Raw genomic sequence first — 24758 nt, 5'->3', positions numbered from 1 at the left:
ATGAAGGTGTTTCTTGTTGGTGGAGCGGTGCGAGATCAATTACTCGAACTGCCCATCACCGAAAAAGATTGGGTTGTCGTCGGTGAAACTCCGCAAACGCTATTAAAACTCGGTTTTTCACAAGTTGGGAAAGATTTTCCCGTTTTTCTCCATCCTGACACTAAAGATGAATACGCTTTAGCTAGAACAGAGCGTAAGTCGGGACAAGGTTATAGCGGCTTTATTTGTGACTTTAATGATCAAATTACGTTAGAACAAGATCTACTGCGGCGAGATTTAACCGTTAATGCGATCGCAATGGATCCGTGCGGCAATTTAATCGATCCCTATGGTGGTATTGATGATCTTAATAATCGATTATTAAGGCACGTCTCACCTGCTTTTCAGGAAGATCCTCTTCGTGTTTTACGCGTCGCACGTTTTGCCGCGCGATTTCATCATTTAGGCTTTACTATTGCCTTAGATACGATGGCACTAATGAAACATATTGTTAGTATCGGTGAAATTAACTATTTAACCGCCGAAAGAGTTTGGCAAGAAACAGAAAAAGCCCTAGCCACTCAAAATCCACAGGTTTATTTTGAAGTGCTAAAAGAGTGTGGTGCTCTAGCGATACTCGTGCCGGAACTAAATGACTTATTTTGTATTGCTCAACCGACCAATAGATGCTTGGGAACCCATACCTTACGGGCACTAAAACAATCCGCCAAACTTACTGATAACCTAACGGTGCGCTTCGCCGTTTTATGTCATGATTTTGGTAACACAGTTGCACAGTCTAAAGATTGGCTACACATTGATGATTTCGCAGAAAAAAGCATTAGCTTAATCAATACACTTTGCACAAGATTAAAAATTCCAAATCAATATAAAAAACTCGCCTGTTTAGTCTGCCGCTATTACAATGATGTACATTATGTTACCGACATACCAGCTCAAAAATTAATTGCATTATTTGATGGGATAGACGTCTGGCGTAATCCTATTTATCTGGATCACTTGATATTGAGTAGTCTAGCTGACTTTAAGGCCAGAAAAGGCTTTGAAAATAAGCCTTATCCACAAGCTGAATATTTAAAACAGGCTTATTTTGTAGCAAAATCAGTCGCTGTACAAGATATTATCAATGCGGGATTTAAAGGGCAAGCTATACGACTAAAACTTGAAAATCTACGAGAAAAAGCCCTGATTGATTGGAAAAGCACTAATTTTTGATTATATCTCAAACAATCAAACATAAATTTAAAAATTTGATAAAAAAATAGTTGACGATTTGATTCAAGACAAGCATAATGCGCCTCGCAGTGTTGGTTATGACGTTGCGAATGAATGGCTACGTAGCTCAGCTGGTTAGAGCACATCACTCATAATGATGGGGTCACAGGTTCGAATCCCGTCGTAGCCACCATTAAAAAGAAGTAATTTTTATTGAAATAAATGCGGGTGTGGCGAAATTGGTAGACGCACCAGATTTAGGTTCTGGCGCCGCGAGGCGTGGGGGTTCAAGTCCCTTCACCCGCACCATTTATTTTCAATTTCCCTTTTGGGGTATAGCCAAGCGGTAAGGCAGCAGGTTTTGATCCTGCCATCCCCAGGTTCGAATCCTGGTACCCCAGCCATATTTTACAGTTCTGCTCATTGATAATACCCAAAATTGGTGTCATATTACCCATAAATAGGTAATAGCGGAATTGGCAGATACACTAGATTCACAATCTAGTTCCTTATAGTCGTGCGAGTTCAAATACCACTACCCGCACCAGCGACAGTTGGGGTATAGCCAAGCGGTAAGGCAGCGGATTCTGATTCCGCCATTCCAAGGTTCGAATCCTTGTACCCCAGCCATGTTTTTTTTATACCCGTTTTTAATATCCCAACTTTGATATTCATCACACATTTTATTAAATGAGTAAAATTATTTTTTATATTACATATGGTATCAACGTTCTCACTCATCAAAAAAAGTCATATACCCTCAAACCAATCCTAGCTTGATTACTCAATACAACTCGCTGATAGCACAAACTCAGACACTTTTAGTATTATGATTAAATCCGACAAATAGTATGAAAACACTTCCAAATATAGAGTTTATTGGCGCACACTATAAATGAATATTCCTGATTGCTGTTAGCATAAGCCTTTGTAATATTATCAACTATTTTTTTATATCGATTACACAGATTTTATTACTATTTTTTCACTCTATTTCATCGAAAAAACACTCTTTCAATATAACTTATTGTTTTTATGGATGTTTTTAGACAAAAAAACACATTAAAAGCACACTGAAAGCACATATTAACAAAAATTTGAGCACATAAAGTACCAAATCAATTCTATTTATATCCAATAATAGCTTCATTCGAGAATATTCAACTAATCGGGAATGTAATCGAAAAAATAGGAAAACCGTATGACTGAACAAGTAAAATATTCGTGCAATTGAGTCGAATATTTTGAAAAGAAATTACGTACGAACTTATAAATTATGTATTAAAAGGATATATCATTATGAAATCAAACACAGAAAACCAATCAAGAATGAGCTCATTAGACGATGTTTATGGTTCATATGAACTTGGGCAAATTTTACCTAAATCAAAAATACCTCAAAATCAAAATAACCCTAAATTTGTTTTTCAAGCTGTACATGATGAACTGATGTTAGATGGTAATGCACGTCAAAATTTAGCAACATTCTGCCAAACATGGGAAGATCCCGAAGTACGTATATTAATGATGGAAAGCATTAATAAAAATATGATCGATAAAGATGAATATCCACAAACAGCTGAAATTGAGAATCGCTGTGTGCATATGATTGCTCAATTATGGAATTCTCCTGATGCAGAAAATACACGTGGTTGTTCAACAACAGGCTCGTCTGAAGCTGCAATGTTAGGTGGTTTAGCATTAAAATGGAGCTGGCGTAAACGTCGTCAAGCAGCAGGTAAATCAACAGATAAACCAAATTTAGTTGTCGGTTCTGTACAAGTTTGTTGGGAAAAATTTGCACGCTATTTTGACGTTGAATTACGTGAAATTCCATTAGAAGGTGACCGTTTAACATTAACGGCAGAGCAAGTATTGAAACATGTTGATGAAAACACTATCGGTGTTGTACCAACATTTGGCGTAACATTTACTTGTAACTATGAACCCGTTAAAGAAATCAGTGATGCACTAGATCGTCTACAAAAAGAAACAGGTCTTGATATTCCAATGCACGTTGATGGCGCAAGTGGCGGATTCTTGGCACCATTCTGTGCTCCTGAAATTGAATGGGACTTCCGTTTACCGCGTGTAAAATCAATCAATACTTCTGGACACAAATTTGGTCTATCCCCTTTAGGTGTGGGCTGGGTTGTATGGCGTGAAGCATGTGACTTACCAGAAGAGTTAATTTTTAATGTTAACTACTTAGGTGGCAACATGGAAACGTTTGCACTTAACTTTTCTCGCCCTGGCGGACAAATTGTAGCGCAATACTATAACTTACTTCGTTTAGGTCATGAAGGTTATCGTAAAATCCATACAGCGTGTTATGAAACAGCGCAATACTTAGCAAAAAGTATCGCAGAATTAGGTCCATTTGAAATTATTTTTGATGGTAACCCACAAAAAGGGATTCCAGCAATTAGTTGGGCACTAAAACGTAATCAAAAACATAATTTCACTTTGTATGATTTCTCAGATCGTTTACGTAATCGCGGCTGGCAGGTACCTGCTTACTCAATGCCTGCAAACCGCGAAGATTTAGTCGTACAACGAATTTTGGTACGCCATGGTGTGAGTATGGACTTAGCCTCTTTATTAATCGAAGATATTAAACGTTGTTTAGAATATTTTGATAAATATCCTGTTGCCAAACCATTAGATAAATCAGATGCAACATCATTTAATCATAACTAATTTGTAAGTATCAATACAGAGGGTCATATAGCGGTATGACCCTTTTTTTAAATGTTTACACAACAAAAATCCATATTCTGGTAGATCAGACTTTAAAATGAATATATTTGGCAACGGTTTGTTGCGCAAGGTAACTTACAAATTATATTAAGTTGACAATTATCATTATATGTTTGTTTATGCAAAAACCTTGGAGGATTTATGGTTTTATGGCATTGGATTGAAACAACCTTAAAGACCTATCCCGAACTCGCTATTTTTTTAACTGTAGCATTAGGATATTGGGTAGGCGGTCTCAAATTAAAAAGCTTTAGCTTAGGCGCAGTGACGGGAACGTTACTAGTTGGGGTTATCATTGGGCAAATTGGCATTGATATTTCCAGCCAAGTCAAATCTGTTTTCTTTATCATGTTCTTATTTTCTGTTGGTTTTGGTGTTGGACCTCAGTTTGTTAAAGGTTTAGCGAGCGATGGATTGCCGCAAGCAATATTTGCTGTTGTAATATCTTGTTTATGTTTAGGATCGGTTTATTTAGCTGCCGTACTTGCCGGCTATGGACCGGGCCTAGCAGCCGGATTATTAGCAGGAACACAAACAATTTCTGCGTCAATTGGACTGGCAACAGACAGTATTAATCATTTAAATTTAAGCCCTGATGAAATCAAAAATCAATTAGATCAAATTCCTGTCGCTTATGCAATTTCATACCTATTTGGTACCATTGGTACTGGGTGGATCATCGCATTCTTGGGGCCAAAACTATTAGGAATCGATTTGGTCAAAGAGTGTCAGCGCTATGAAAAAGAGATGTCACACGGTGAGCCAGAAGGCGGTATTCAATCGGCTTGGAATCAATATGTAATCCGTGCATTCAAATTAGCAAATGGCACACCTATTATCAGCAAAAAAATCGCTGATGTCGAAAACATGACAAGTAATCGTGTATTTATAGAAGCGATTCGCCGAAATAATAAAACTATCGACTTTGATGATAATAGCGTTTTACAACAAGGTGATATCTTAGCGGTATCAGGACGCTATGATGACTTAGTTGAACTCAGCCATCATCTTGAAGAAATTAATGATGCCGAATTATTAAAAATTCCAGTTGAATCAGTCGATGTGCTAATCACTAGCAAACATGCTGACAACAAAACACTACTTGAACTATCTAAACTACCCGTTGCGCGTGGTGTTTATTTAAAACGTATTCGTCGTGGCTCATTAAGTGTCGATATTCCTGTTCAAGCGCAAACTAAACTTCATCGCGGTGATATTGTGACAGTTGTTGGTAGTAAAAAGCATGTTGACTCAATTATTGCCGAGTTTGGCTTTGCCGATCAACCAACGAGCATCACCAATATGGTATTTGTTGGTAGCGGTATTGTATTAGGTGGATTTATTGGTGCGATTGTTGTACCAATTGCTGGCGTACCAATTACCTTATCAACTGCGGGTGGTGCATTAATTGCAGGTTTAGTGTTTGGTTGGTTACGTAGCTTTAATCCAAAACTCGGTAATGTACCAAGCGCAACCTTATGGTTTATGAACTCAGTCGGTTTAAATATCTTTATTGCCGTCGTCGGCATTACCGCCGGTCCTGGCTTTATTAGTGGTGTTAAACAAGTTGGCTTTGAATTGTTCTTCTGGGGAATGTTTGCAACTGCAGCTCCGATGATCCTAGCCCCACTAATTGGTAAATACATTTTCAAATTTGACCCAGCTATCAACTTAGGTTGCTGTGGTGGTGCAAGAACCAGTACCGCATCAGTTGCGATGGTTGCCGATGTTGCAAAAAGTAATGTACCAATGCTAGGTTATACCGTTCCTTATGCCGTTAGTAATACCCTTCTCACCTTATGGGGTATGGTCATTATCATGTTACTGCGGTAAAGCGCATAACTAAAATAATGAGTTAACAGTTGTTATAACGCAGTGGCAGCTTAGGCTGTCACTGTTTTTTTAGTCAACTGCAACGCTTTTAATCATCTCACCTCTTTTCATAAAAATAGCAAAATAAATTCATCTCGTACAAAATAAAAAAGCCTAATAACATCACAATTATTAGGCTTTGATACGTTTTAATTATAGCGACAGCATAAGCTCGCTATCTCATTAGGCATTATTTCGTTTGATGCTGCTCAAGCCATTTTTTCATAAACGCGATTTCTTGTTCTTGCGCTTTGATTACTTGCTCAGCAAGAGCTTTGATCTCAGGATCTTTGCCGTATTTTAATTCAATGTTAGCCATATCGATCGCACCTTGGTGATGCGGGATCATGCCGGCAACAAATGCCACATCCGGATCCGATGACATGACGCCATCCATCATTGGCTTATGCATATCGTCCATCGCTTTCATATACTCTTGCGTCATTGGGTTGGTATTACCGTGATTGGCATGATCATCCATATTCGCAAATGCGCCATTAGCCGACATGAATAGTGTTGTTGTCAGAATCGTTACTAGTAGTTTTTTCATTGAAATATCCTCTATTATTGTTCACTTTAACACAATGTTAAATCCAAACGCCTAAACTTATTCGCAGAGCATTGGGTCAATTTAAGCGCAATGACTTAAATTAGCTGCATTAATTGTTGATAGACATCTTTAGCTAAAATACTTGGCATACTTTTTTGTGGTGAAATCAAACGGTGTTGATTGCAGCCATAACCACCAATTAATTTAGGATCTGTTGGGCCATATAGCGTGATATTGGGTCGATCTAATGCAGCCGTTAAATGACTTAAGCCAGTATCAACCGATACCACCGCTTTGGCACCTGCTAGAATCGTCGCGACCTCAGCTAAAGTTAGCTTTGGCAAGACTTCAACATGCGAAAATCCCTCAGCTAAACGCAATGAACGTTCATATTCATGTGCCGCGCCCCAAGGCAATTTCACTTTATAGCCAGTCGGTTCAATTAAGGTAATTAAACGGCGCCACTCATCTTCAGTCCAGTGCTTATCATCGCGAGTGGTTGCATGTAAAAATACCAAATATTGTTGATTATCATGCGGTAGTGCCGCTAAAAAATGCTTAGCAATCGCATAATCGCCAATTTTATTCGGTAAGGTATAGCCTAAACTCTGTGCAAATAGCTGTCTAACACGCTCAACCGCGTGTTGATTTTTGGCAACAAAGTGCTTTTGATCATAAAACCAACTCGCAATCGGCTCACGAGCGCTATTTTTATCGAGTCCATGCTTAGCACCTCGCGCTTTGCGAGTAATTAACAAAGCACTTTTGATCAACCCCTGCGCATCAATAATGCAGTCGTACTGCTGTAATCTTAGTGCGGCAATAAATTGCTTGCGTTCAGCACGAACCGAGTGGCTAAACCAACTTTTACGCCAGCGCCGAATCGCCACTGGAATCACACGATTAACCGCAAAATGCCAGCTAGGAATCTGAGCAAAATTTTCTTCAACCACCCAATCAAATTCAATATCATCGATCATTTGGCATGCATCAGTTAACGCCGGTAACGTATGTAGAACATCACCCATTGATGAGGTTTTAACAATTAGAACGCGCTTAGTCATCACGCTTATTCCTTGGTCGTATCGGTTTGAAATCGTGCAAGTAATGTCATTAATCTGTCAAATACTAGCTGGGGCTCGATGTCGATTAAACTTTGATGGTAACCCTCTTGGCTATCACCTTTACGGACTTTATGGTAGCCAGTAATGAGGCGAATAACATCAGCCTTATCAGATAATGGTGGCGTAAAATCAGGGCTACTTGGACCGTACAGAGCAACTAATGGTCGCCCTAATGCCGCCGCAACATGCATTAATCCTGAATCATTCGTCACAATTGCATCACAGCAAGAGATTAAATTGACCGCTTGCTCTAATACTGTTAAGCCTGCTAAATTAATACATTTTTCAGGATGGGCCATCTTTTGCATGATTGACTCACCCACCGCCCGATCTTTATCTGAGCCAAAAATAACAATATGGGCATTTTGCTGCACAAGCTTATCAGCCAGCGCCGCATAGTGATAATCAGGCCATCGCTTAGCCGGGCCGAACTCGGCTCCTGGGCAAAAGCCAATTAAACTCACCTCGCTCGGTAAAGCAAATTCACTGCGGCTTTGCAGCACATCATCCGGACTCACCACCAATTTTGGAGAGAGAAGAGGTTTAGGTAAATCAGCGGCAGAGTGAATATCCCCTTTTGGATAAGCTAATGCAATATAGCGCTCAACCATCAACGGAAATGCTAGCTTATCAAGCGGACGAAGATCATTAAGTAAACCATAACGCAGTTCGCCTTTCCAGCCAGTACGTGTTGTTATGCCAGCAAAAAAAGGAATTAAAGCTGACTTTAATGAGTTAGGCAGTACAATTGCTTGATCATAATGCTGCTTTTGCAACTGTTTACCTAATTGATAGCGCTCTTTTAACGCTAACTGACCATGACCAATTGGCATTGAAATCGATCGATTCACTTCCGGCATTTTACTCAGCAGCGCTCGGCACCATGTAGGTGCCATAACATCAATTTCGATCTGGGGATTGTTCGCTTTAAGTGTACGATATAAACTGTGTGACATCATCATGTCACCCACCCATGATGGACCGATAATTAACGTTTTCATAAATACTCTCAGTGATAAAAAATAATTAAAAACGATTAGTTAGCATTTAGATGCTTCATATAGTCTGCCGTGCCTTCGGCAACCGTTTTAAAAACAATAGGGCATCGCGTTTTTCTAAACTTTGTCAAATCGGCTTGAGTAAAGGTCTGATAACGGCCTTTTAAATGATCCGGGAATGGAATATATTCAATTTCCCCTGTTTGATGATAATTTAAAACGGCATCAGCAACAGCCTGGAACGACTCTGCCCGGCCAGTACCACAATTATAAATTCCTGACTGATTGTTTTGCCAAAACCACAAATTGACCGCAACCACGTCATCAACATAAATAAAGTCACGTTTAAACGTGTCACTACCGGCAAACAGTTTTGGTTTTTCACCTTGGCTAATTTGACTATTAAGATGAAATGCAACACTAGCCATGCTGCCTTTATGTTGTTCCCCAGGTCCATAGACATTAAAATAGCGAAAACCACACACAGGAGATTGAGCGTTAGGTAAGATTTCACGCACATATTGGTCAAATAAAAACTTAGAGTAACCATATACATTAAGTGGTTTCTCAAACTGCCGATCTTCTATGAAGTTATCTGTCCGGCCACCATAAGTAGCTGCCGATGAAGCATAGATAAACGGAATAGCAAAATCCAAACAATAATGTAAAACATCCTTAGAATAGCTGTAGTTATTTTCCATCATAAACTTACCATCCCACTCGGTTGTCGAAGAGCATGCACCTTGATGGAAAATCACCTCAATACCTAAATCTTCGCCAGAGACAATCGCTGCAATAAATTCATCTTTATCCATATAATCAGCAATATCAAGATCAACCAGATTGGTAAATTTTGTGCCATCGCTTAAATCATCAACGACTAAAATATCTTTGCGACCTATCGCGTTCAATCCTTTAACGATATTACTACCGATAAACCCAGCTCCACCCGTTACAACTATCATATTGTTCACCTTAATAAATTTATCATTCGATTATTATCTATCATGCCGATTGATAAAACAATTCAGCGTCATTAGTTTGGATAATAACACCTTTTTAAACTCATAAAAAATAGCATAAGCACCTATAATACGTTTCTCGCTTATGATTAAAAACTTCTTATCCTGACTTGCACTACTTATTAATATCATAACGTAGCGATGACATGAATATACCTTGCCAAACTAATATAAGGTTCTTGATGACAAAATCGCTGCTCTAATTGAAGTAGTCCATCAAAATGTGTTTGCTGCTTACTTTTATCAACCAGATAGTCATGAAATACCCGAATACCCGTTTTATTTACAATATGAAAGTTAAGTTCAGCAAGCCATTGATAGACATCATCTGGATTTCTTGGATAATCTGGTGATAATGTTTTCTTTTTACGCTTATTTAAGCCAGCTTGCGCATAACCAAAATTTCCTAATGTCACCGTTTTAAATAATAAAGCATGGTAGTTGTAAAACATTAACGATAATCGGCCATCAGGTTTAAGCAATGTTTTTAGCGAGGCTAAAATTAGCTGTGGTTCACTCACCCATTCTAAAACAGCATGACAAATAACCAGATCAAACTGACCTGCAAAATCGGTCGCTAATGCTTGAATCGAACAGTTTAAATAATCTAGGCTAAGATTCTCTGCCTCTGCATTAGTTTTTGCCATATCAAGCATTTGTGGCGAAATATCACAAATGGTCACATTATGGCCAAGTTTGGCTAATTTATGAGCAAGTTGCCCCTGCCCACCACCGGCATCAAGTATCGTCAAGCGTTTACCAACGCGGAACGAATTTAAGAGCGACTCAATTTCCCGCCAAACCATAATCTCACGGATACGTCCCTTAGTTGTTCCATAAATATTTTGTGCAAATTTGTTAGTAATATCATCAAAATTACGATCAGTAGCAATACTATTCATTATTCTTTACTATTGAGTTGGGCAACTTCATCATCTAACTGTTTAGTTTTGTTAGATATAAATAAATAACAGCGATCCATCAGATCTTTTATATCTTCTTTTTTCATACCCGAGGTATCGATAGGCTCAAGCATTTCGACAATCATATAACCATTATTCCAACGGTTTAACTTAATATTATTGGTATTTGATACACAAATTGGCACAATCGGTACATTTGCAGCAATCGCGGTACGAAATGCGCCAGTTTTAAAGGGTAATAAACCTCGCCCACGGCTACGGGTACCTTCAGGGAACATCCAAACCGACAGGGATTTTTGTTTAATCTCGTTGACAACAAACGCCAATGTATCTCGTGCTTTTGATTTATTATCACGATCAAGCAAAATATTACCCGTTAACCAATAAAGTGGACCAAAAAACGGCACCCATACTAAGCTTTTTTTACCAACGGTAACTGTACCTGACTGCACTATCTGCCCGGCAACCAAGAGATCATAATTATTTTGATGATTAGCAATAAATACACTACTTTTAATCTGATCAATCCCACTATATTTACGCGTAATAACTTTTATACCGAATAAGGGCGCCATTAACCGACCAAAAATATGAGCAAATTTCGCCACATTTTTAGGATTACGTGGGCTAAATAAGCAAAAAATTATGCCAAATACACAAATCAAAATGCCTATAATAATGCCCAAAATGACTCTAATAAGACAAACCATAATTTACCTCTCAAATTATTATGATGTATTATAGCAACTATCTTAATTTGAGAAACAGTTAAATGAATACAAATAATGTTGTTTGGAATAATAGTGTAACACCTATCTCAATCCATTTTGATGATGTTTACTTTAACACTGATGATGCCATTGCTGAAACCACCTACGTATTTATCGATGGCAATCACCTCTCCGAGCGCTTTATTGCCCACACAAAATCAACCTTTACTATCGGTGAAACAGGATTCGGTTCCGGACTTAATTTCTTAATTGCATGGCACTATTTTTTACAATTTAAACAGCAACACCCTAATCATGTTTTAAAACATTTACAATTTTTTAGTATTGAAAAATACCCATTATCATTAACTGAGCTCACAACGATTCATCGTGCGATTATTCAAGAAGTTAATCTGGCTAATTTAGCGCAAATATTACAAAACAACTGGCCGTGTGCACATTATCAAAATGAACAGGTCACCTTGAATGTCTACTTTGCTGACATTATGTTATTTTCAGCACATTTAAAGCAATCAAATACGTTGATTGATGCATGGTTCTTTGACGGTTTCTCACCCACTAAAAATCCTGAAATGTGGTCAGCGCCTTTATTCCACTCACTTTATGCTCAAACTGCGAAATCAGGCACTTTTGCAACATTTACCGCCGCAAGTTATGCCAGACGAAATTTATTGTCGGCAGGATTTGAAGTTTATAAACATAAAGGGTACGGAAAAAAGCGTGAAATGCTAATAGGATACAAAAAACCTCAATCAGTCGAGTGTTAATAGTGTTAATATCGCTATACAATAGACTTATATTTGCAAACTTTGTGATAAAAACAAAATAGTTATAATAAATTTCCACAATGTAGTTGAGGATTAGACACAATTAATTATATAATTGCAGACCCGATTTAACCGATTACGAATAAGTAATCATTATACATGCTTGAGGTTTACTCGTGCCTGATATGAAGCTTTTTGCCGGTAACGCAACCCCTGAACTGGCAAAACACATAGCAAATCGTCTTTATACATCGCTTGGCGATATTGTGGTTGGTCGTTTTAGTGATGGAGAAGTAAATGTTCAAATTAATGAAAATGTTCGCGGTGAAGACGTTTTTATTATTCAATCAACTTGTGCCCCAACAAATGATAATCTAATGGAATTGCTTGTGATGATTGATGCTATGCGTCGTGCATCCGCTGGTCGTATCACCGCTGTTATTCCTTACTTTGGTTACGCAAGACAAGATCGCCGAGTACGATCAGCTCGCGTACCGATTACGGCAAAAGTTGTTGCTGACTTTTTGTCAACCGTTGGTGTAGATAGAATTTTGACCGTTGATCTCCACGCTGAACAGATTCAAGGTTTTTTTGACGTACCTGTTGATAATGTTTTTGGTAGCCCAATTATTTTAGAAGATATGTTGCAAAGAAATTTTGATCATCCAATCGTCGTTTCTCCAGATATTGGTGGTGTTGTACGAGCTAGAGCCATAGCTAAATTACTCAATGATACCGATATGGCAATTATTGATAAACGCCGCCAACGCGCTAATGAAGCGGAAGTGATGAATATTATTGGAGATGTTGCAAATCGCGATTGTATTTTAGTCGACGATATGATTGATACAGCAGGGACCTTATGTAAAGCTGCCGATGCGCTAAAAGCACGCGGAGCAAAACGCGTATTTGCTTATGCAACTCATCCGATTTTTTCCGGTAAAGCGGTTGAAAATATCAAAAACTCTAAGATTGATGAAGTAGTGGTTTGTGATACCGTTCCACTCTCACCTGAAGTCAAAGCACTTAAGAATGTACGTCAGTTAACACTATCTGGCATGCTTGCTGAAGCGATTCGACGAATCAGTAATGAAGAGTCAATTTCAGCAATGTTTCACTATTAAGTTTTCACCTTTAAAAGACCAATAAATTCTTTATTGGTCTTATTTTATGCGATTATGACAACAATTAAACTTATCGTTGGGCTTGCCAATCCAGGCAGTGAATATTCAGCAACTCGCCATAATGCGGGCGCTTGGTATATCGAAAAACTCGCCAACCGCTACCATCAACCCCTGAAAAATGAGCCTAAATTTTTTGGTTATACCGCTCGAATTAATGTCGATGGTCAAGATATTCGTTTGCTAGTCCCAACCACCTTTATGAACTTAAGTGGCAAAGCCGTGCAAGCAATGGCCACATTTTACAATATCCAGACTGAAGAGATTTTAGTTGCTCATGATGAGTTAGATCTCAACCCCGGCTGTGCAAAACTAAAATTAGCTGGTGGACATGGCGGGCATAACGGACTTAAAGATATTATGAATAAGCTGGGCAATAATCCTAATTTTTATCGTTTACGCATTGGCATTGGCCATCCCGGAGATAAAAGCAAAGTGGTCGGATTTGTCTTAAATAAACCCTCGCAAACCGAGCAAACTTTAATCGATAATGCGATTGATGAAGCTGTTATCTGTAGTGAGCTGTTGATCAAACAAAGCCCTGAAGCGGCCATGAATCGCTTGCACAGTTTTAAAGCTTAAGCCGCTAGTTACGATAATTAAGCGGCATATCACCAAACTCTGATTAGCAAAATCTCACTTAATCATAATGTGACTCAGTAATCCCCCTCATCGTCAGGCTCACCAAGTATATACTCCTTTTTACAATATAATGAGTTATTTAGAATAAATAATCATTAAGTTTCAATATTGCGTATTAGTCATTGTATTAATGATCAAGCACTCCTATACTCATTAAACAATCATAATAACTAACTGGAAATGAGAGCTATCATGCGAAAAGCATTTATCTGCCCGACAAAATATGTACAAGGTGAAAATGAGTTATTAAACCTAGGCTACTTTATTAACAGTTTTGGTCGTTCGGCCCTGTTGATTGCTCATAAAGATGATATTGCCAGAGTCAAACATCAACTTGATAGTACCTGTAAAACATTTGCGATTACGTTTATTGAAAGTGATTTTGCTGGCGAATGTTCTCGCCAAGAGGTGGCACGCTTACAGCATGTTGCGCAGCAAAATCAATGTGACTGTATTGTTGCACTCGGCGGCGGTAAAGCCATCGATACGGCAAAATGTGTTGCACAAGGTCATAATTTAATCATCGTACCAACCATTGCAGCCACAGATGCCCCAACTAGTCACTCAGCGGTATTATACACTCCAGATGGTGCATTTGACGATTATGCGTATTTTCAACAAAATCCCAATGTTGTCCTCGTTGATACAACCATTATTGCTAAAGCACCTACTCGCTTCTTAGTGTCAGGTATGGGGGATGCACTATCAACCTATTTTGAAGCACGTGCAAATCAACGTTCTTATGCCAATGTTAATGCCGGCTTACCTTGTGGTGCACTAGATGGTAGTTGTAGCGGAGCAAAACCAACCTTAGCAGCCTATGCTTTAGCAACCTTGTGCTATGAAACACTGCTAAAAGATGGTGAAAAAGCGAAAATTGCCAGTGATAATAACGTGGTAACAACGGCGCTTGAAAATATAATCGAGGCGAATATACTGTTATCTGGACTTGGCTTTGAAAGTGGTGGGCTTGCCGGCGCCCACGCGATTCATGATGGATTAACGATTTTAGATGAAACCCATCACTATTTCCACGGTGAGAAAGTCGCGTTTGGCACCTTAGCCCAATTAGTGTTAGAAAATGCGCCGACAGATGAGATCGAACAAGTTATGGACTTTTGTCTCTCTGTGGGTTTACCAGTATGTCTTGCGGATATTGGCGTTGAAAATATCACCGATTCCCAGTTAACGGCGGTTGCACAAAAAGCATGTCTCCAAGAGGAATCGATTCATGCGATGCCATTCCCTATTACCGTGGATGCTGTCAAAGCGGCCATCATTACAGCCGATAAAATGGCAAATCAGTATAAACAGTTTTGGAGTTAATTAATGAAAAAAATAATGAACCAGCCGGAAATATTAGTATTAGAAATGTGCCAAGGTATTGTTGCCGCCAACCCTAAGCTCGAATTAATGACCAAATACAAAGTCATCAAAAAACGTCATATTGATAGGAATAAAGTCACACTCATTAGTGGTGGTGGTAGTGGTCATGAACCGGCACATGCTGGTTTTATTGGGCAAGGCATGCTAGATGCGGCGGTGTGTGGTGATATTTTTGCCTCTCCCTCACAAATCCAAATATATCAGGCAATCAAAGCGACAAAAAGTGATAAAGGTACGCTACTTATCATCAAAAATTACAGTGGCGATATGATGAATTTCCAAAATGCGGCATTTTTAGCATCGATGGATGGTGTGAGTGTCGATTATGTCAAAGTCGATGATGATATCGCCGTGCAAGACAGCCTTTATACGGTTGGACGCAGGGGGGTTGCCGGTACGGTGTTAGTTCATAAAATTACGGGTGCTGCCGCGGAAAAAGGTTTGCCACTAGCAGAAGTCAAAACTATCGCCACCAAAGCAGCCAATAATGTTAGAAGCCTTGGTTTTGCTTTTAATTCGTGCACCGTACCTGCTAAAGGCACACCAACGTTTACTCTTGCTGATGATGAAATCGAGTATGGCGTTGGTATTCACGGTGAACCCGGCATTAAACGCGAAAAAATCATTTCAGCCCAAGCATTAGCAAAAAGAATGGTCAGCGCCTTAGCGGCAGATTTAAAACTCAACAAACACGATCAAATTGCGCTACTCATTAATGGCTTTGGCGCAACACCATTGCTCGAATTATACGTGTTAAATTACTATGTTGTGCAAGAGCTTGCAGCAATGGCAATCACTATTGATAAGATTCTGGTTGGAAATTATATGACCAGTATTGATATGGCTGGAGCGTCAATTTCGATTTTAAAATTAGACGAAGAGTTAAAACACTATTTACATACACCATGCCATACGTCAGCGCTACATATTGAGCAAAGTGATAGTGAGTATCAATTTGATCCAACAACCTTACCCGCCCTGACCGTTGCGGATAATCATGCCAAAGCCTTGATCGATATTGGCAACAATCACATCGTTAATAATGTCATCTCGTTTGCTAATTTAAAATACCTGATTCATCAAATGGGTGAAATTATTATTGCCAATGAACAACCATTTTGTGATCTTGACTCCCATGCTGGTGATGGCGACTTTGGTATGAGTGTGGCAAAAGGATTTAAACAACTGAAACACGATTGGAATGATATTATTGCGCAATCAAACGATATTGGCAGTTTCCTTGATCATTGTTCAATGACCATCATGGAACATTGTGGCGGTGCATCGGGACCTATTTGGGGCTTTGCCTTTAAATCAGCAGGCAAAAGTTGCCATAATAAACAATCATTAACCGTGCATGATTTTGCCAATCTGTTACAAGCTGCGGTTAATGGTATTCAAACTGTCGGTGAACGATCGTTCGGTCGTGGCGCCGTGGTTGGCGATAAAACCTTAATTGATGCCTTAGTGCCCTGCGCCGACAGTTGGAGCGAGTGCGCCAAATCATCAAACAATATGCAGCAGGCTTTTGAGCAAGGTGCACAAGCCGCGGTTGATGGTGCCGAAAAAACCAAATTAATTGCCGCCCGAATGGGTAGAGCAGGAACGGTTGGTGATCGCAGCATTGGTTACCCTGATGCCGGAGCACACGCCTTAGGTATAATTTTTACCGAGTTAACCGCTAAAATGTCGTTTTCATAATCGAGTGATAACGCGCTTTCCACCTGACAGGGTGGAAAGCGTAGTTGATGGAAGATTCTATCGACTGACTGAATATTAACTTCTGAGTCCTTTACCGCTTTCAATGATTTTCCAGGCAATCACATACATGACTACCACAAATAGCACTAGCATAGAAAACGTGAAAAATAGTGATACATCTGAAATACCCAAAAACCCATAGCGAAAGCCATTAATCATATACACAATCGGATTCAGTTTAGATACCCATTGCCAAAATGCTGGCAATAGCGTCAGTGAATAAAATACCCCACCTAAGTAGGTGAGCGGTGTTAACACAAAGGTAGGAATAATACTAATATCATCGAATGATTTTGCATAAACGGCATTTAACAAGCCCGCTAACGAGAATAAGATTGATGTTAATAGTAGCGTACAAATAATCATTAACCATGAATGCACATTATAGCTCACAAATAACATCGAAATCACCGTGACTAATGCGCCAGTTAGCACACCGCGTGCCACGCCGCCGCCAACATAACCCCAAATAATAATGTGGGTTGGCACCGGGGCCACTAATAGTTCCTCAATGTTATGTTGAAACTTAGCACTAAAGAAGGAAGAGCAGACATTGGTATAAGAGTTAGTAATCACCGACATCATAATTAATCCCGGCACAATAAACTGCATATAACTAAATCCGCCCATGTCACCGACTCGTGAGCCAATTAAATTACCAAAAATAATAAAATAGAGCGACATGGTGACCACTGGTGGAATCAACGTTTGTACCCAAATTCGCATAAAACGGGTGACTTCTTTACGCCAAATACTTTTGAGTGCAATCCAATATAAACTATTCATCGCCTTTCCCTTTAACATCACCGTGCACTAAATCAATAAAGAGCTCTTCCAAGCGATTGGTTTTATTGTGCATACTAATAATTTGCATGCCTTGTTGCTCAAAACATTGAAATAACGCATTAAGACCTTGAGATTTATCGAGCACAATCTCTAATGAACCTGGCTCAATAATCTGATATTGACAACCTGCCAAATTAGGCTGTTTTTCAATTGGCAAATAATCAAACACTAAGGTTTCCGTTTTCGAGTTAGACAATAAGTTTTTCATCGAAGTATTAGCAATCAGTTCGCCATGCTGAATGATGCCAATATTACGGCATAACATTTCAGCTTCTTCCAGATAGTGCGTCGTTAAGATAATAGTAATACCTTGTTGATTAATGTGCCGTAAAAAATCCCACATCGAACGGCGTAATTCAATATCAACACCGGCTGTTGGTTCATCTAAAATTAATAATCTAGGTTCATGTACCAACGCTCTGGCAATCATCAACCGGCGTTTCATCCCACCAGATAACATTCTCGCTCGGCTATTGCGCTTTTCCCATAAATCGAGAATACGCAAATATTTTTCCGCACGCTCCATTGATAATTTACGTGGTAAACCATAATAGCCACCTTGATTGGCGACAATCTGGAGCACCGTCTCAAACGGATTGAAATTAAATTCTTGGGGTACAAGTCCTAATTGACGCTTGGCATTCACCACATCGGTAGCTAAATCATAGCCAAAAATTTTAACTTGACCAGAGGTTTTGGTCACAAGTGAACTAATAATGCCAATTGTCGTTGATTTACCTGCACCGTTTGGGCCAAGTAGCGCATAAAAATCGCCTGATTGAACCGATAAATCGATGCCTTTTAGCGCTTGCACACCATTTTTATAGGTTTTTTTGAGCCCTATTAACTCGAGTGCTGGAGCTGATGACATGAAAAACACCTTAAACTAAAATAATATATTGCCATATTAATATAAGCATATATTTTGTAATTTCAACCAATTATATCGATTAATCTCAGTTCGATTAAAAATAAACTCGTAAACTAACACTACTGAATATTTATAATAATACTTACTAAGTATTGCCATGTTCGCTCACCTTAGCCAGTATAATTTAGTGTCGATTTAACGGGGATAATCAAATAACCATGAGTTAGCCAAAGCCAAAGGTTCTCGCCATAAAGCCGTATACTTCTCTGCATTGCTGTAAGACGTTGCTGAAGGTAAAGCAGTTATTTTATCAAGGCCTGAGCGCTTTGCTAACATCATTGAGCGCAGCATGTGAAAATCACTAGTGGCCACAACAACAGAGCCAAGATCCATCATTCTTTTTGGATAAATAAATTGATGAGCCGTGCGGGTAGATTGATTTTCTTGATAAATTCTGGCGCTATCAATCCCTTGTTGCATCAGATAAGCTTGCATCACGCTGGCCTCCGTTGCCGTTTTCCCATTAATTAATCCACCGCAAACAACCACTTTCGTCTCAGGATTTCGCTTAAGATAATCGATAGCTATATCCAATCTTTCTTGTAATAATTTACCCGGCTTTGTTGAATTATCGATAATTTGCGCGCCTAGCACAATCATCGTGTCAGCCTTGGGAGCAGGTTTTAATGTTGACGCATAATAATAGATAGTAATATTTACTAGTACAAAATACAGTACGATAATAATAAGGCTGTAACGAATGATTGTGCGCATTTTATTAATATTAAATTCCCTATTATTTCCTTATTATGAAGTTAAACTTGACATAAATTTTATGTTAATAGAATTAAAAATAAACTTAACGAGAAATCCCCCTCATCAGTTCGACTGCTCACCAGATAACGATAGTAACCTTTTCATTTCGCCCAACGTGAGCCAGTCTATACCTTAGTCATTCAGGATTATTAAATGACTAAAAAGGTCATAATAAGCTGTTACTTACCAATACAAAATGAGCCAAAAATTTTACCAAGTAAGTCATCAGAAGTAAACGTACCGGTAATTTCACCTAGTGCATCTTGCGCTAAACGGAGTTCTTCAGCTAAGAGTTCACCGGCATGAAACACAACCAATTGCTCACGGCCTTGTGCTAAATGCAGTGCAGCATTTTCAAGCGCTTGCAAATGGCGACGGCGAGCTAAAAAACCACCTTCACCCACACTAGAAAAACCCATCGTTTCTTTCAAATGTTCACGCAGCACGTCAACGCCATTACCAGTTCTGGCCGATAAACGGATCAGGGCATAGTCATTTACTTCACTGTAACCTAATGGCTCAGCGGTTAAATCAGCTTTATTGCGTACGACCGTCACCGGCACATGACTCGGTAAACGCTGCATAAATTCAGTCCACAGTTTTTGCGGATTAACCTCATCAGTGGTTGTGCCATCAACCATAAATAGCACGCGATCAGCTTGTTCGATCTCCGTCCAGGCTCTGGCAATACCGATGCGCTCAACTTCATCAGTTGCCTCACGCAGTCCAGCCGTATCAATAATATGTAGTGGCATGCCATCAATATGAATATGTTCACGTAATACATCGCGAGTAGTACCGGCAATATCGGTGACAATCGCCGCATCACGCCCAGCTAGCGCATTGAGCAAACTCGATTTACCCGCATTCGGGCGGCCGGCAATAACCACTTTCATCCCTTCACGTAGCAAGGAACCTTGTTTGGCTTCTTTACGGACATCATCAAGTTGCAAGATCACATCATTAAGCTGCGCTTCAATCTTACCGTCGGATAAAAAGTCGATCTCCTCTTCCGGAAAATCAATCGCGGCTTCAACAAAAATTCGCAAATTAATCAGCAAGCTAACTAAGTGATTCACTTTGTTAGAAAAGACACCTTGCAAAGATGACATGGCTGATTTTGCTGCTTGTTCAGAGCTGGCATCAATTAAATCAGCAATCGCTTCAGCTTGTGCTAAGTCCAATTTATCATTTAAGAATGCACGCTCAGAAAACTCCCCAGGACGGGCTATGCGCACATGCGGAACCATTAAAATGCGTTTTAGCAGCAAATCCAAAATGATCGGACCGCCATGTCCTTGTAGTTCAAGCACGTCTTCCCCGGTAAAGGAGTGAGGGTTAGGGAAAAATAACGCGATGCCTTGATCCAAAATAGCGCCATCTTCATTTAAAAAAGGCAAATACTCAGCGTAACGTGCTTTTGGCACTTTACCGAGTAATGCTTTGGCAACCGCCGTTGCCTGATTACCTGAAACGCGCAAGATGCCAACACCACCACGTCCAGGTGGCGTTGCCTGCGCAACGATTGTGTCTAAAACCATATTATCAATTCGATGCATTTATAAATCATGCTTAATCATATCATGGCTATAAAAATCAGTTATATTAAATTTTATGATATTAGAATTTTATTTTATCTATGTGGAAAGCAATATTTTTATGCCATAATCGTCGGTCTTACTCTCATTTTACGTCTTTTTTGCTGAACATTTTCTGTCGCAATAGGCGATAAACGAAACGATATCGTTATCACAGAGGTAAGGCCGCTAAATAAGACAAAAATAAATAAGGTATTTTCATGAGTAAATCTGATATGGCCGCACAATGGGCCTCAACTGCACGTCCATTGAATAGGAAAGATTTTAAAACGCTAGGACTTTCTTCATTAGGTGGCACACTTGAATTTTATGACTTCGTTATCTACGCGTTATATGTTGATTTAATCGTCGCTCCTCTCTTTTTTCCGGCAAGTTTAAGTGAATTTACAAAAGAGCTTTTTGCTTGGGGAATTTTTGCCGCAGGCTATCTGATTAGACCCGTTGGCGGCATTATTATGGCTCACTTTGGTGACAAGGTCGGTCGTAAAAAGATGTTTACGCTTAGCGTTGCGTTAATGGCATTACCAACGTTCATCATTGGTATTTTACCAACCTATGACGCGATTGGGATGCTTGCGCCTATTTTATTACTCTTGATGCGCATGCTACAAGGTGCGGCAATCGGTGGTGAAATGCCTGGTGCATGGGTCTTTATTGCCGAGCATACACCAAAGCAACGTTATGGTTTTGGCGTTGGCACCCTCACCTCAGGCATTACCGGTGGTATCTTATTAGGTTTCTTAGTCACTATCATAATTGATATGTTTTTTAATAAAAGCGAAGTCCTTGATTATGCCTGGCGTATTCCATTTATTATTGGGGGTATATTCGGGATAATAGCCGTTTATCTACGCCGTTTTTTATCAGAAACACCGATTTTTAAAGAACTCGCTGCCCGTAAGGCATTGGAAAAAAATATTCCGGTTGTTTCAGTTTTAAAAAACCACAAAATGTCATGTTTACTCGTTGCGTTAGTCACTTGGTCACTATCAACCACTATTATGGTTGGCGTATTAATCACGCCGGGCAAAATCCTTGGCGGCATGTATCATATCCAGCCAATTGATTGTCGGGTAGCGGGCTGCGTTGTAGCATTAACGTTAACGATTGGTTGTATTTTATTTGGTTGGTTAGAAGATAAAATCGGTACCACTAAAAATATGATCATCGCATGGGGCGGACTGGCCATCACCAGCTTATTATTTTATGCCTCGTTAAGTCCAGAGATGAGCTTATCATCATTGTACTGCCATTATGGGCTATTTGGCCTATTTACCGGCGCTATTGCCACCACGCCAATTGTTGGTACCAGAGCTTTTCCACCATCAATTCGTTACTCTGGTTTATCTTTTTCGTACAATTTAGCCTATGCCTTATTTAGTGCAATAACGCCAACACTAACGCTGTATTTACTAAATCCGGATCATATTCTGGGTGAATACTATTATATGGGAGCGGGCATTTACATTGCGTTTGTTGCGATTCTTGCTGCGTTCACTGGATTTTGGCCACTGGCTAAATCGGGCTGGCAAGCTAAAGCGTAATCTAAATAGATACCGGTCAAACGTGCATCTAAATCAATAGGTGCACGTACAACTTTTCGATCTAATTAACGTCAAACTCATATCGTCAGCTAAAGATGGCTTTTACCGGCTTTAACATCAACTTCCATCTCAGCAAGCCCTTGTAATATGCCACATGAATCATGGCAAGGATGACAATCTTGTTGCAGCTTAAGTAATTGCATACGTAATGCTGTCAATTCGGCAATACGCTCATCAATGTGATGCAAATGGCTATTTAATAACACATGGGCATTGTGATGCTGAGTTTGCTTCGCAGGGTGATCCATAATAGTAATTAAGGTGCGAATTTCGTCATGGCTCATCTCAAGTGCCCGGCAATTACGAATAAAAATCAGCCTCTCCAAATGGGTTTTGCCATATAGACGATAATTACTTGCTGTTCTTTGCGCTTGCGCAAACAGGCCTATTTTTTCGTAAAAGCGAATGGTTTCAGCAGTGCATCCCGCGGCTTTTGCTAATTCACCGATTTTCATTAATCACTTCTCCGACAATAACACCCCACAAGGTGATCATTAACTAAGCCCATGGATTGCATAAACGCATAACAAATGGTGGAACCGACAAAGGTAAACCCTCGCTTTTTTAATGCTTTAGACAGACTATCTGATATCGCAGTCATCACCGGTACATCACTTAACTTGGAATAGTGATTAACAACGGTTTGTCCTGCCACAAAAGACCAAATGAACGACGCAAAATCGTCGCCTTGTGCTTGCATTGCCAGATAAGCCGCCGCGTTTTTCACAATCGCATTGAGTTTTAAACGGTTACGAATCAATCCGCTATTTTGCATTAATGCTTCAATATCGCTATCGTTCATCGCTACAATCTTATTAGGATCAAAATCAAAAAAACAGCGGCGATATTCCTCACGCTTTTTTAATATCGTAATCCAAGATAAGCCGGCTTGTTGACCTTCTAAACATATTTTTTCGAATAGTTTTAAACTATTATGTTGTGGTTTGCCCCACTCATTATCATGATAATCAATATACAGAAGATCGTTTGAAACCCAAGCACAACGCTTAATATTTTTTGTCATCAAACCATTTCCTCATCATTGTTGCGTTGTTTTTTCAATTTTAATTGCAATCTGCTAAGATTAGCACTTCCCCAATGATTAATAAACAGTATAAAATAACAGATTATTTTATTAATTTTATATCACTCAATAAAAGATAACATCATGAAAAAGTTTAATGTAAAAACCTTTCAGGGCTTGATTCTAACGCTTCAAGACTATTGGGCCAATCAAGGATGTACCGTTATTCAGCCTCTCGATATGGAAGTTGGAGCAGGAACTTCACACCCAATGACCTGCCTTCGAGCTCTAGGGCCAGAGCCGATTAATGCAGCTTATGTTCAACCATCTCGCCGTCCAACCGATGGCCGCTATGGTGAAAACCCTAACAGGTTACAACATTACTATCAATTTCAAGTTATCTTAAAACCTTCACCAGATAATATCCAAGAGCTCTATTTGGGCTCATTACAAGAGCTAGGACTTGATCCAACCGTCAATGATATTCGTTTTGTTGAAGATAACTGGGAAAACCCAACTTTAGGAGCATGGGGCTTGGGCTGGGAAGTCTGGTTAAATGGTATGGAAGTCACACAGTTTACTTACTTTCAACAAGTCGGTGGACTGGAGTGTAAACCTGTTACAGGTGAAATCACTTATGGACTTGAGCGTCTGGCTATGTATATCCAAGGCGTTGATAGCGTCTATGATCTTGTTTGGAGTGATGGCATATTTGGTAAAACAACCTACGGTGATGTGTTTCATCAAAATGAAGTTGAACAATCGACTTATAATTTTGAATATGCCAATACTGACTTCTTATTTTACTGCTTTGATGAACATGAAAAAGAAGCACGCTACCTGCTCGAACTTGAAAAACCATTACCTTTACCAGCTTATGAACGTATTCTAAAAGCAGCGCATTGCTTTAACTTACTTGATGCACGTAAAGCGATCTCGGTCACAGAACGTCAACGTTACATATTAAGAATCCGCACGCTAACTAAAATGGTGGCAGAAGCTTACTACGCTTCACGTGAAGCGTTAGGATTCCCAATGTGCAACAAACAAACCGCATCAAAGTAAGG

At 39.4% G+C, this 24758-nt stretch carries 22 protein-coding genes and 4 tRNA genes; 14 read left to right on the top strand and 12 right to left on the bottom strand.

The features are described from left to right. The 7 genes from DES39_RS07930 (at position 1) to aspT (ending at position 5808) form a co-directional block, all read left to right on the top strand. A complete protein-coding gene (locus tag DES39_RS07930) occupies positions 1 to 1215 on the top strand; it encodes a multifunctional CCA addition/repair protein (RefSeq protein ID WP_121145248.1) in 1215 nt (404 codons plus the stop codon). A 116-nt stretch (positions 1216 to 1331) separates the two neighbouring features. Then, positions 1332 to 1408 (top strand) — tRNA-Met (locus DES39_RS07925). Between the two features lie 31 nt (positions 1409 to 1439). Then, positions 1440 to 1524 (top strand) — tRNA-Leu (locus DES39_RS07920). 20 nt (positions 1525 to 1544) lie between these two features. Further along, a tRNA-Gln gene (locus tag DES39_RS07915) sits at positions 1545 to 1619 on the top strand. A 151-nt stretch (positions 1620 to 1770) separates the two neighbouring features. After that, positions 1771 to 1845, top strand: a tRNA-Gln gene (locus DES39_RS07910). 669 nt (positions 1846 to 2514) lie between these two features. Beyond that, positions 2515 to 3915: a glutamate decarboxylase gene (gene gad / locus DES39_RS07905; RefSeq protein WP_121145247.1), complete on the top strand. Its 1401-nt coding sequence runs from the start codon at positions 2515 to 2517 to the stop codon at positions 3913 to 3915. A gap of 201 nt (positions 3916 to 4116) precedes the next feature. Continuing rightward, positions 4117 to 5808 (top strand): aspartate-alanine antiporter, encoded by a 1692-nt coding sequence (gene aspT / locus DES39_RS07900; RefSeq protein ID WP_121145246.1) that lies wholly within the window; start codon positions 4117 to 4119, stop codon positions 5806 to 5808. A gap of 229 nt (positions 5809 to 6037) precedes the next feature. Here the strand turns inward: aspT and copM are convergent, their stop codons facing one another. From copM to DES39_RS07870, 6 genes are all read right to left on the bottom strand, one after another. Further along, positions 6038 to 6397: a CopM family metallochaperone gene (gene copM / locus DES39_RS07895; protein WP_121145245.1), complete on the bottom strand. Its 360-nt coding sequence runs from the start codon at positions 6395 to 6397 to the stop codon at positions 6038 to 6040. A gap of 95 nt (positions 6398 to 6492) precedes the next feature. Continuing rightward, positions 6493 to 7461: a lipopolysaccharide heptosyltransferase RfaC gene (rfaC, locus tag DES39_RS07890; protein WP_121145244.1), complete on the bottom strand. Its 969-nt coding sequence runs from the start codon at positions 7459 to 7461 to the stop codon at positions 6493 to 6495. Positions 7462 to 7466: 5 nt separating this feature from the next. Further along, entirely contained in the window at positions 7467 to 8522 is a 1056-nt protein-coding gene (gene rfaF / locus DES39_RS07885) for an ADP-heptose--LPS heptosyltransferase RfaF (protein WP_121145243.1), read from the bottom strand. Positions 8523 to 8557: 35 nt separating this feature from the next. Further along, a complete protein-coding gene (gene rfaD / locus DES39_RS07880; protein ID WP_121145242.1) occupies positions 8558 to 9484 on the bottom strand; it encodes an ADP-glyceromanno-heptose 6-epimerase in 927 nt (308 codons plus the stop codon). Between the two features lie 185 nt (positions 9485 to 9669). After that, complete coding sequence (locus tag DES39_RS07875; protein ID WP_121145241.1) at positions 9670 to 10443, bottom strand: methyltransferase domain-containing protein; 774 nt, start codon at positions 10441 to 10443, stop codon at positions 9670 to 9672. Further along, positions 10443 to 11174, bottom strand: coding sequence for a 1-acylglycerol-3-phosphate O-acyltransferase (locus DES39_RS07870; RefSeq protein ID WP_121145240.1), 732 nt, complete (start codon positions 11172 to 11174; stop codon positions 10443 to 10445). Before DES39_RS07870 ends, DES39_RS07875 begins: the two co-directional genes overlap by 1 nt. A 62-nt stretch (positions 11175 to 11236) precedes the next feature. Here DES39_RS07870 and mnmC2 point away from each other — a divergent pair, with 62 nt between their 5' ends. From mnmC2 to dhaK, 5 genes are all read left to right on the top strand, one after another. Next, positions 11237 to 11962, top strand: a complete 726-nt coding sequence (mnmC2, locus tag DES39_RS07865; protein ID WP_121145239.1) for a tRNA (5-methylaminomethyl-2-thiouridine)(34)-methyltransferase MnmC2 — start codon at positions 11237 to 11239, stop codon at positions 11960 to 11962. A 176-nt stretch (positions 11963 to 12138) separates the two neighbouring features. After that, a complete protein-coding gene (locus tag DES39_RS07860; protein ID WP_121145238.1) occupies positions 12139 to 13086 on the top strand; it encodes a ribose-phosphate pyrophosphokinase in 948 nt (315 codons plus the stop codon). A gap of 54 nt (positions 13087 to 13140) precedes the next feature. After that, the gene (gene pth / locus DES39_RS07855; RefSeq protein WP_121145237.1) at positions 13141 to 13725 is read left to right on the top strand and encodes an aminoacyl-tRNA hydrolase; all 585 of its coding nucleotides are present in this window, start codon (positions 13141 to 13143) and stop codon (positions 13723 to 13725) included. A 252-nt stretch (positions 13726 to 13977) separates the two neighbouring features. Continuing rightward, positions 13978 to 15111, top strand: a complete 1134-nt coding sequence (locus DES39_RS07850; protein ID WP_121145236.1) for a glycerol dehydrogenase — start codon at positions 13978 to 13980, stop codon at positions 15109 to 15111. A 3-nt stretch (positions 15112 to 15114) separates the two neighbouring features. Then, the gene (gene dhaK / locus DES39_RS07845) at positions 15115 to 16872 is read left to right on the top strand and encodes a dihydroxyacetone kinase subunit DhaK (RefSeq protein ID WP_121145235.1); all 1758 of its coding nucleotides are present in this window, start codon (positions 15115 to 15117) and stop codon (positions 16870 to 16872) included. Positions 16873 to 16947: 75 nt separating this feature from the next. Here the strand turns inward: dhaK and DES39_RS07840 are convergent, their stop codons facing one another. The 4 genes from DES39_RS07840 to mnmE form a co-directional block, all read right to left on the bottom strand. Beyond that, a complete protein-coding gene (locus tag DES39_RS07840; protein WP_121145234.1) occupies positions 16948 to 17718 on the bottom strand; it encodes an ABC transporter permease in 771 nt (256 codons plus the stop codon). Further along, on the bottom strand, positions 17711 to 18649 hold the full coding sequence (locus tag DES39_RS07835; protein WP_121145233.1) for an ABC transporter ATP-binding protein: 939 nt from the start codon (positions 18647 to 18649) through the stop codon (positions 17711 to 17713). Before DES39_RS07835 ends, DES39_RS07840 begins: the two co-directional genes overlap by 8 nt. 195 nt (positions 18650 to 18844) lie before the next feature. Next, positions 18845 to 19423: a YdcF family protein gene (locus tag DES39_RS07830; protein WP_121145232.1), complete on the bottom strand. Its 579-nt coding sequence runs from the start codon at positions 19421 to 19423 to the stop codon at positions 18845 to 18847. Between the two features lie 221 nt (positions 19424 to 19644). Further along, a complete protein-coding gene (gene mnmE, locus DES39_RS07825) occupies positions 19645 to 21006 on the bottom strand; it encodes a tRNA uridine-5-carboxymethylaminomethyl(34) synthesis GTPase MnmE (RefSeq protein WP_121145441.1) in 1362 nt (453 codons plus the stop codon). Between the two features lie 257 nt (positions 21007 to 21263). Between mnmE and DES39_RS07820 the strand changes: the two genes are divergently transcribed. Continuing rightward, the gene (locus DES39_RS07820; RefSeq protein WP_211324662.1) at positions 21264 to 22607 is read left to right on the top strand and encodes an MFS transporter; all 1344 of its coding nucleotides are present in this window, start codon (positions 21264 to 21266) and stop codon (positions 22605 to 22607) included. 89 nt (positions 22608 to 22696) lie between these two features. On the opposite strand, the gene DES39_RS07815 is transcribed toward DES39_RS07820, so the two are convergent. Both DES39_RS07815 and DES39_RS07810 read right to left on the bottom strand, forming a co-directional pair. After that, on the bottom strand, positions 22697 to 23122 hold the full coding sequence (locus tag DES39_RS07815; RefSeq protein ID WP_121145231.1) for a Cd(II)/Pb(II)-responsive transcriptional regulator: 426 nt from the start codon (positions 23120 to 23122) through the stop codon (positions 22697 to 22699). Further along, positions 23122 to 23691 carry a DNA-3-methyladenine glycosylase I gene (locus tag DES39_RS07810; RefSeq protein WP_121145230.1) on the bottom strand — a complete coding sequence of 190 codons (570 nt, stop codon included), beginning with the start codon at positions 23689 to 23691 and terminating at the stop codon, positions 23122 to 23124. Before DES39_RS07810 ends, DES39_RS07815 begins: the two co-directional genes overlap by 1 nt. 144 nt (positions 23692 to 23835) lie before the next feature. On the opposite strand from DES39_RS07810, the gene glyQ reads away from it, so the two are divergent. Further along, positions 23836 to 24756: a glycine--tRNA ligase subunit alpha gene (gene glyQ / locus DES39_RS07805; RefSeq protein WP_121145229.1), complete on the top strand. Its 921-nt coding sequence runs from the start codon at positions 23836 to 23838 to the stop codon at positions 24754 to 24756. The last annotated feature ends 2 nt before the right edge of the window (positions 24757 to 24758 follow it).

Origin of the sequence: Orbus hercynius (genome assembly GCF_003634275.1) — a bacterium.
GTDB lineage: Bacteria > Pseudomonadota > Gammaproteobacteria > Enterobacterales > Orbaceae > Orbus > Orbus hercynius.
The sequence above is the reverse complement of the archived record's forward strand: the minus strand, read 5'-3'. Positions and strand labels throughout refer to the sequence as shown.

Excerpts from the sequence above, each read along its gene's own strand:
- DES39_RS07930 (WP_121145248.1), top strand. The coding sequence starts at position 1 with ATGAAGGTGTTTCTTGTTGGTGGAGCGGTGCGAGATCAATTACTCGAA.
- gad (WP_121145247.1), top strand. The coding sequence starts at position 2,515 with ATGAAATCAAACACAGAAAACCAATCAAGAATGAGCTCATTAGACGAT.
- aspT (WP_121145246.1), top strand. The coding sequence starts at position 4,117 with ATGGTTTTATGGCATTGGATTGAAACAACCTTAAAGACCTATCCCGAA.
- copM (WP_121145245.1), bottom strand. The coding sequence starts at position 6,397 with ATGAAAAAACTACTAGTAACGATTCTGACAACAACACTATTCATGTCG.
- rfaC (WP_121145244.1), bottom strand. The coding sequence starts at position 7,461 with ATGACTAAGCGCGTTCTAATTGTTAAAACCTCATCAATGGGTGATGTT.
- rfaF (WP_121145243.1), bottom strand. The coding sequence starts at position 8,522 with ATGAAAACGTTAATTATCGGTCCATCATGGGTGGGTGACATGATGATG.
- rfaD (WP_121145242.1), bottom strand. The coding sequence starts at position 9,484 with ATGATAGTTGTAACGGGTGGAGCTGGGTTTATCGGTAGTAATATCGTT.
- DES39_RS07875 (WP_121145241.1), bottom strand. The coding sequence starts at position 10,443 with ATGAATAGTATTGCTACTGATCGTAATTTTGATGATATTACTAACAAA.
- DES39_RS07870 (WP_121145240.1), bottom strand. The coding sequence starts at position 11,174 with ATGGTTTGTCTTATTAGAGTCATTTTGGGCATTATTATAGGCATTTTG.
- mnmC2 (WP_121145239.1), top strand. The coding sequence starts at position 11,237 with ATGAATACAAATAATGTTGTTTGGAATAATAGTGTAACACCTATCTCA.
- pth (WP_121145237.1), top strand. The coding sequence starts at position 13,141 with ATGACAACAATTAAACTTATCGTTGGGCTTGCCAATCCAGGCAGTGAA.
- DES39_RS07850 (WP_121145236.1), top strand. The coding sequence starts at position 13,978 with ATGCGAAAAGCATTTATCTGCCCGACAAAATATGTACAAGGTGAAAAT.
- dhaK (WP_121145235.1), top strand. The coding sequence starts at position 15,115 with ATGAAAAAAATAATGAACCAGCCGGAAATATTAGTATTAGAAATGTGC.
- DES39_RS07840 (WP_121145234.1), bottom strand. The coding sequence starts at position 17,718 with ATGAATAGTTTATATTGGATTGCACTCAAAAGTATTTGGCGTAAAGAA.
- DES39_RS07835 (WP_121145233.1), bottom strand. The coding sequence starts at position 18,649 with ATGTCATCAGCTCCAGCACTCGAGTTAATAGGGCTCAAAAAAACCTAT.
- DES39_RS07830 (WP_121145232.1), bottom strand. The coding sequence starts at position 19,423 with ATGCGCACAATCATTCGTTACAGCCTTATTATTATCGTACTGTATTTT.
- mnmE (WP_121145441.1), bottom strand. The coding sequence starts at position 21,006 with ATGGTTTTAGACACAATCGTTGCGCAGGCAACGCCACCTGGACGTGGT.
- DES39_RS07820 (WP_211324662.1), top strand. The coding sequence starts at position 21,264 with ATGAGTAAATCTGATATGGCCGCACAATGGGCCTCAACTGCACGTCCA.
- DES39_RS07815 (WP_121145231.1), bottom strand. The coding sequence starts at position 23,122 with ATGAAAATCGGTGAATTAGCAAAAGCCGCGGGATGCACTGCTGAAACC.
- DES39_RS07810 (WP_121145230.1), bottom strand. The coding sequence starts at position 23,691 with ATGACAAAAAATATTAAGCGTTGTGCTTGGGTTTCAAACGATCTTCTG.
- glyQ (WP_121145229.1), top strand. The coding sequence starts at position 23,836 with ATGAAAAAGTTTAATGTAAAAACCTTTCAGGGCTTGATTCTAACGCTT.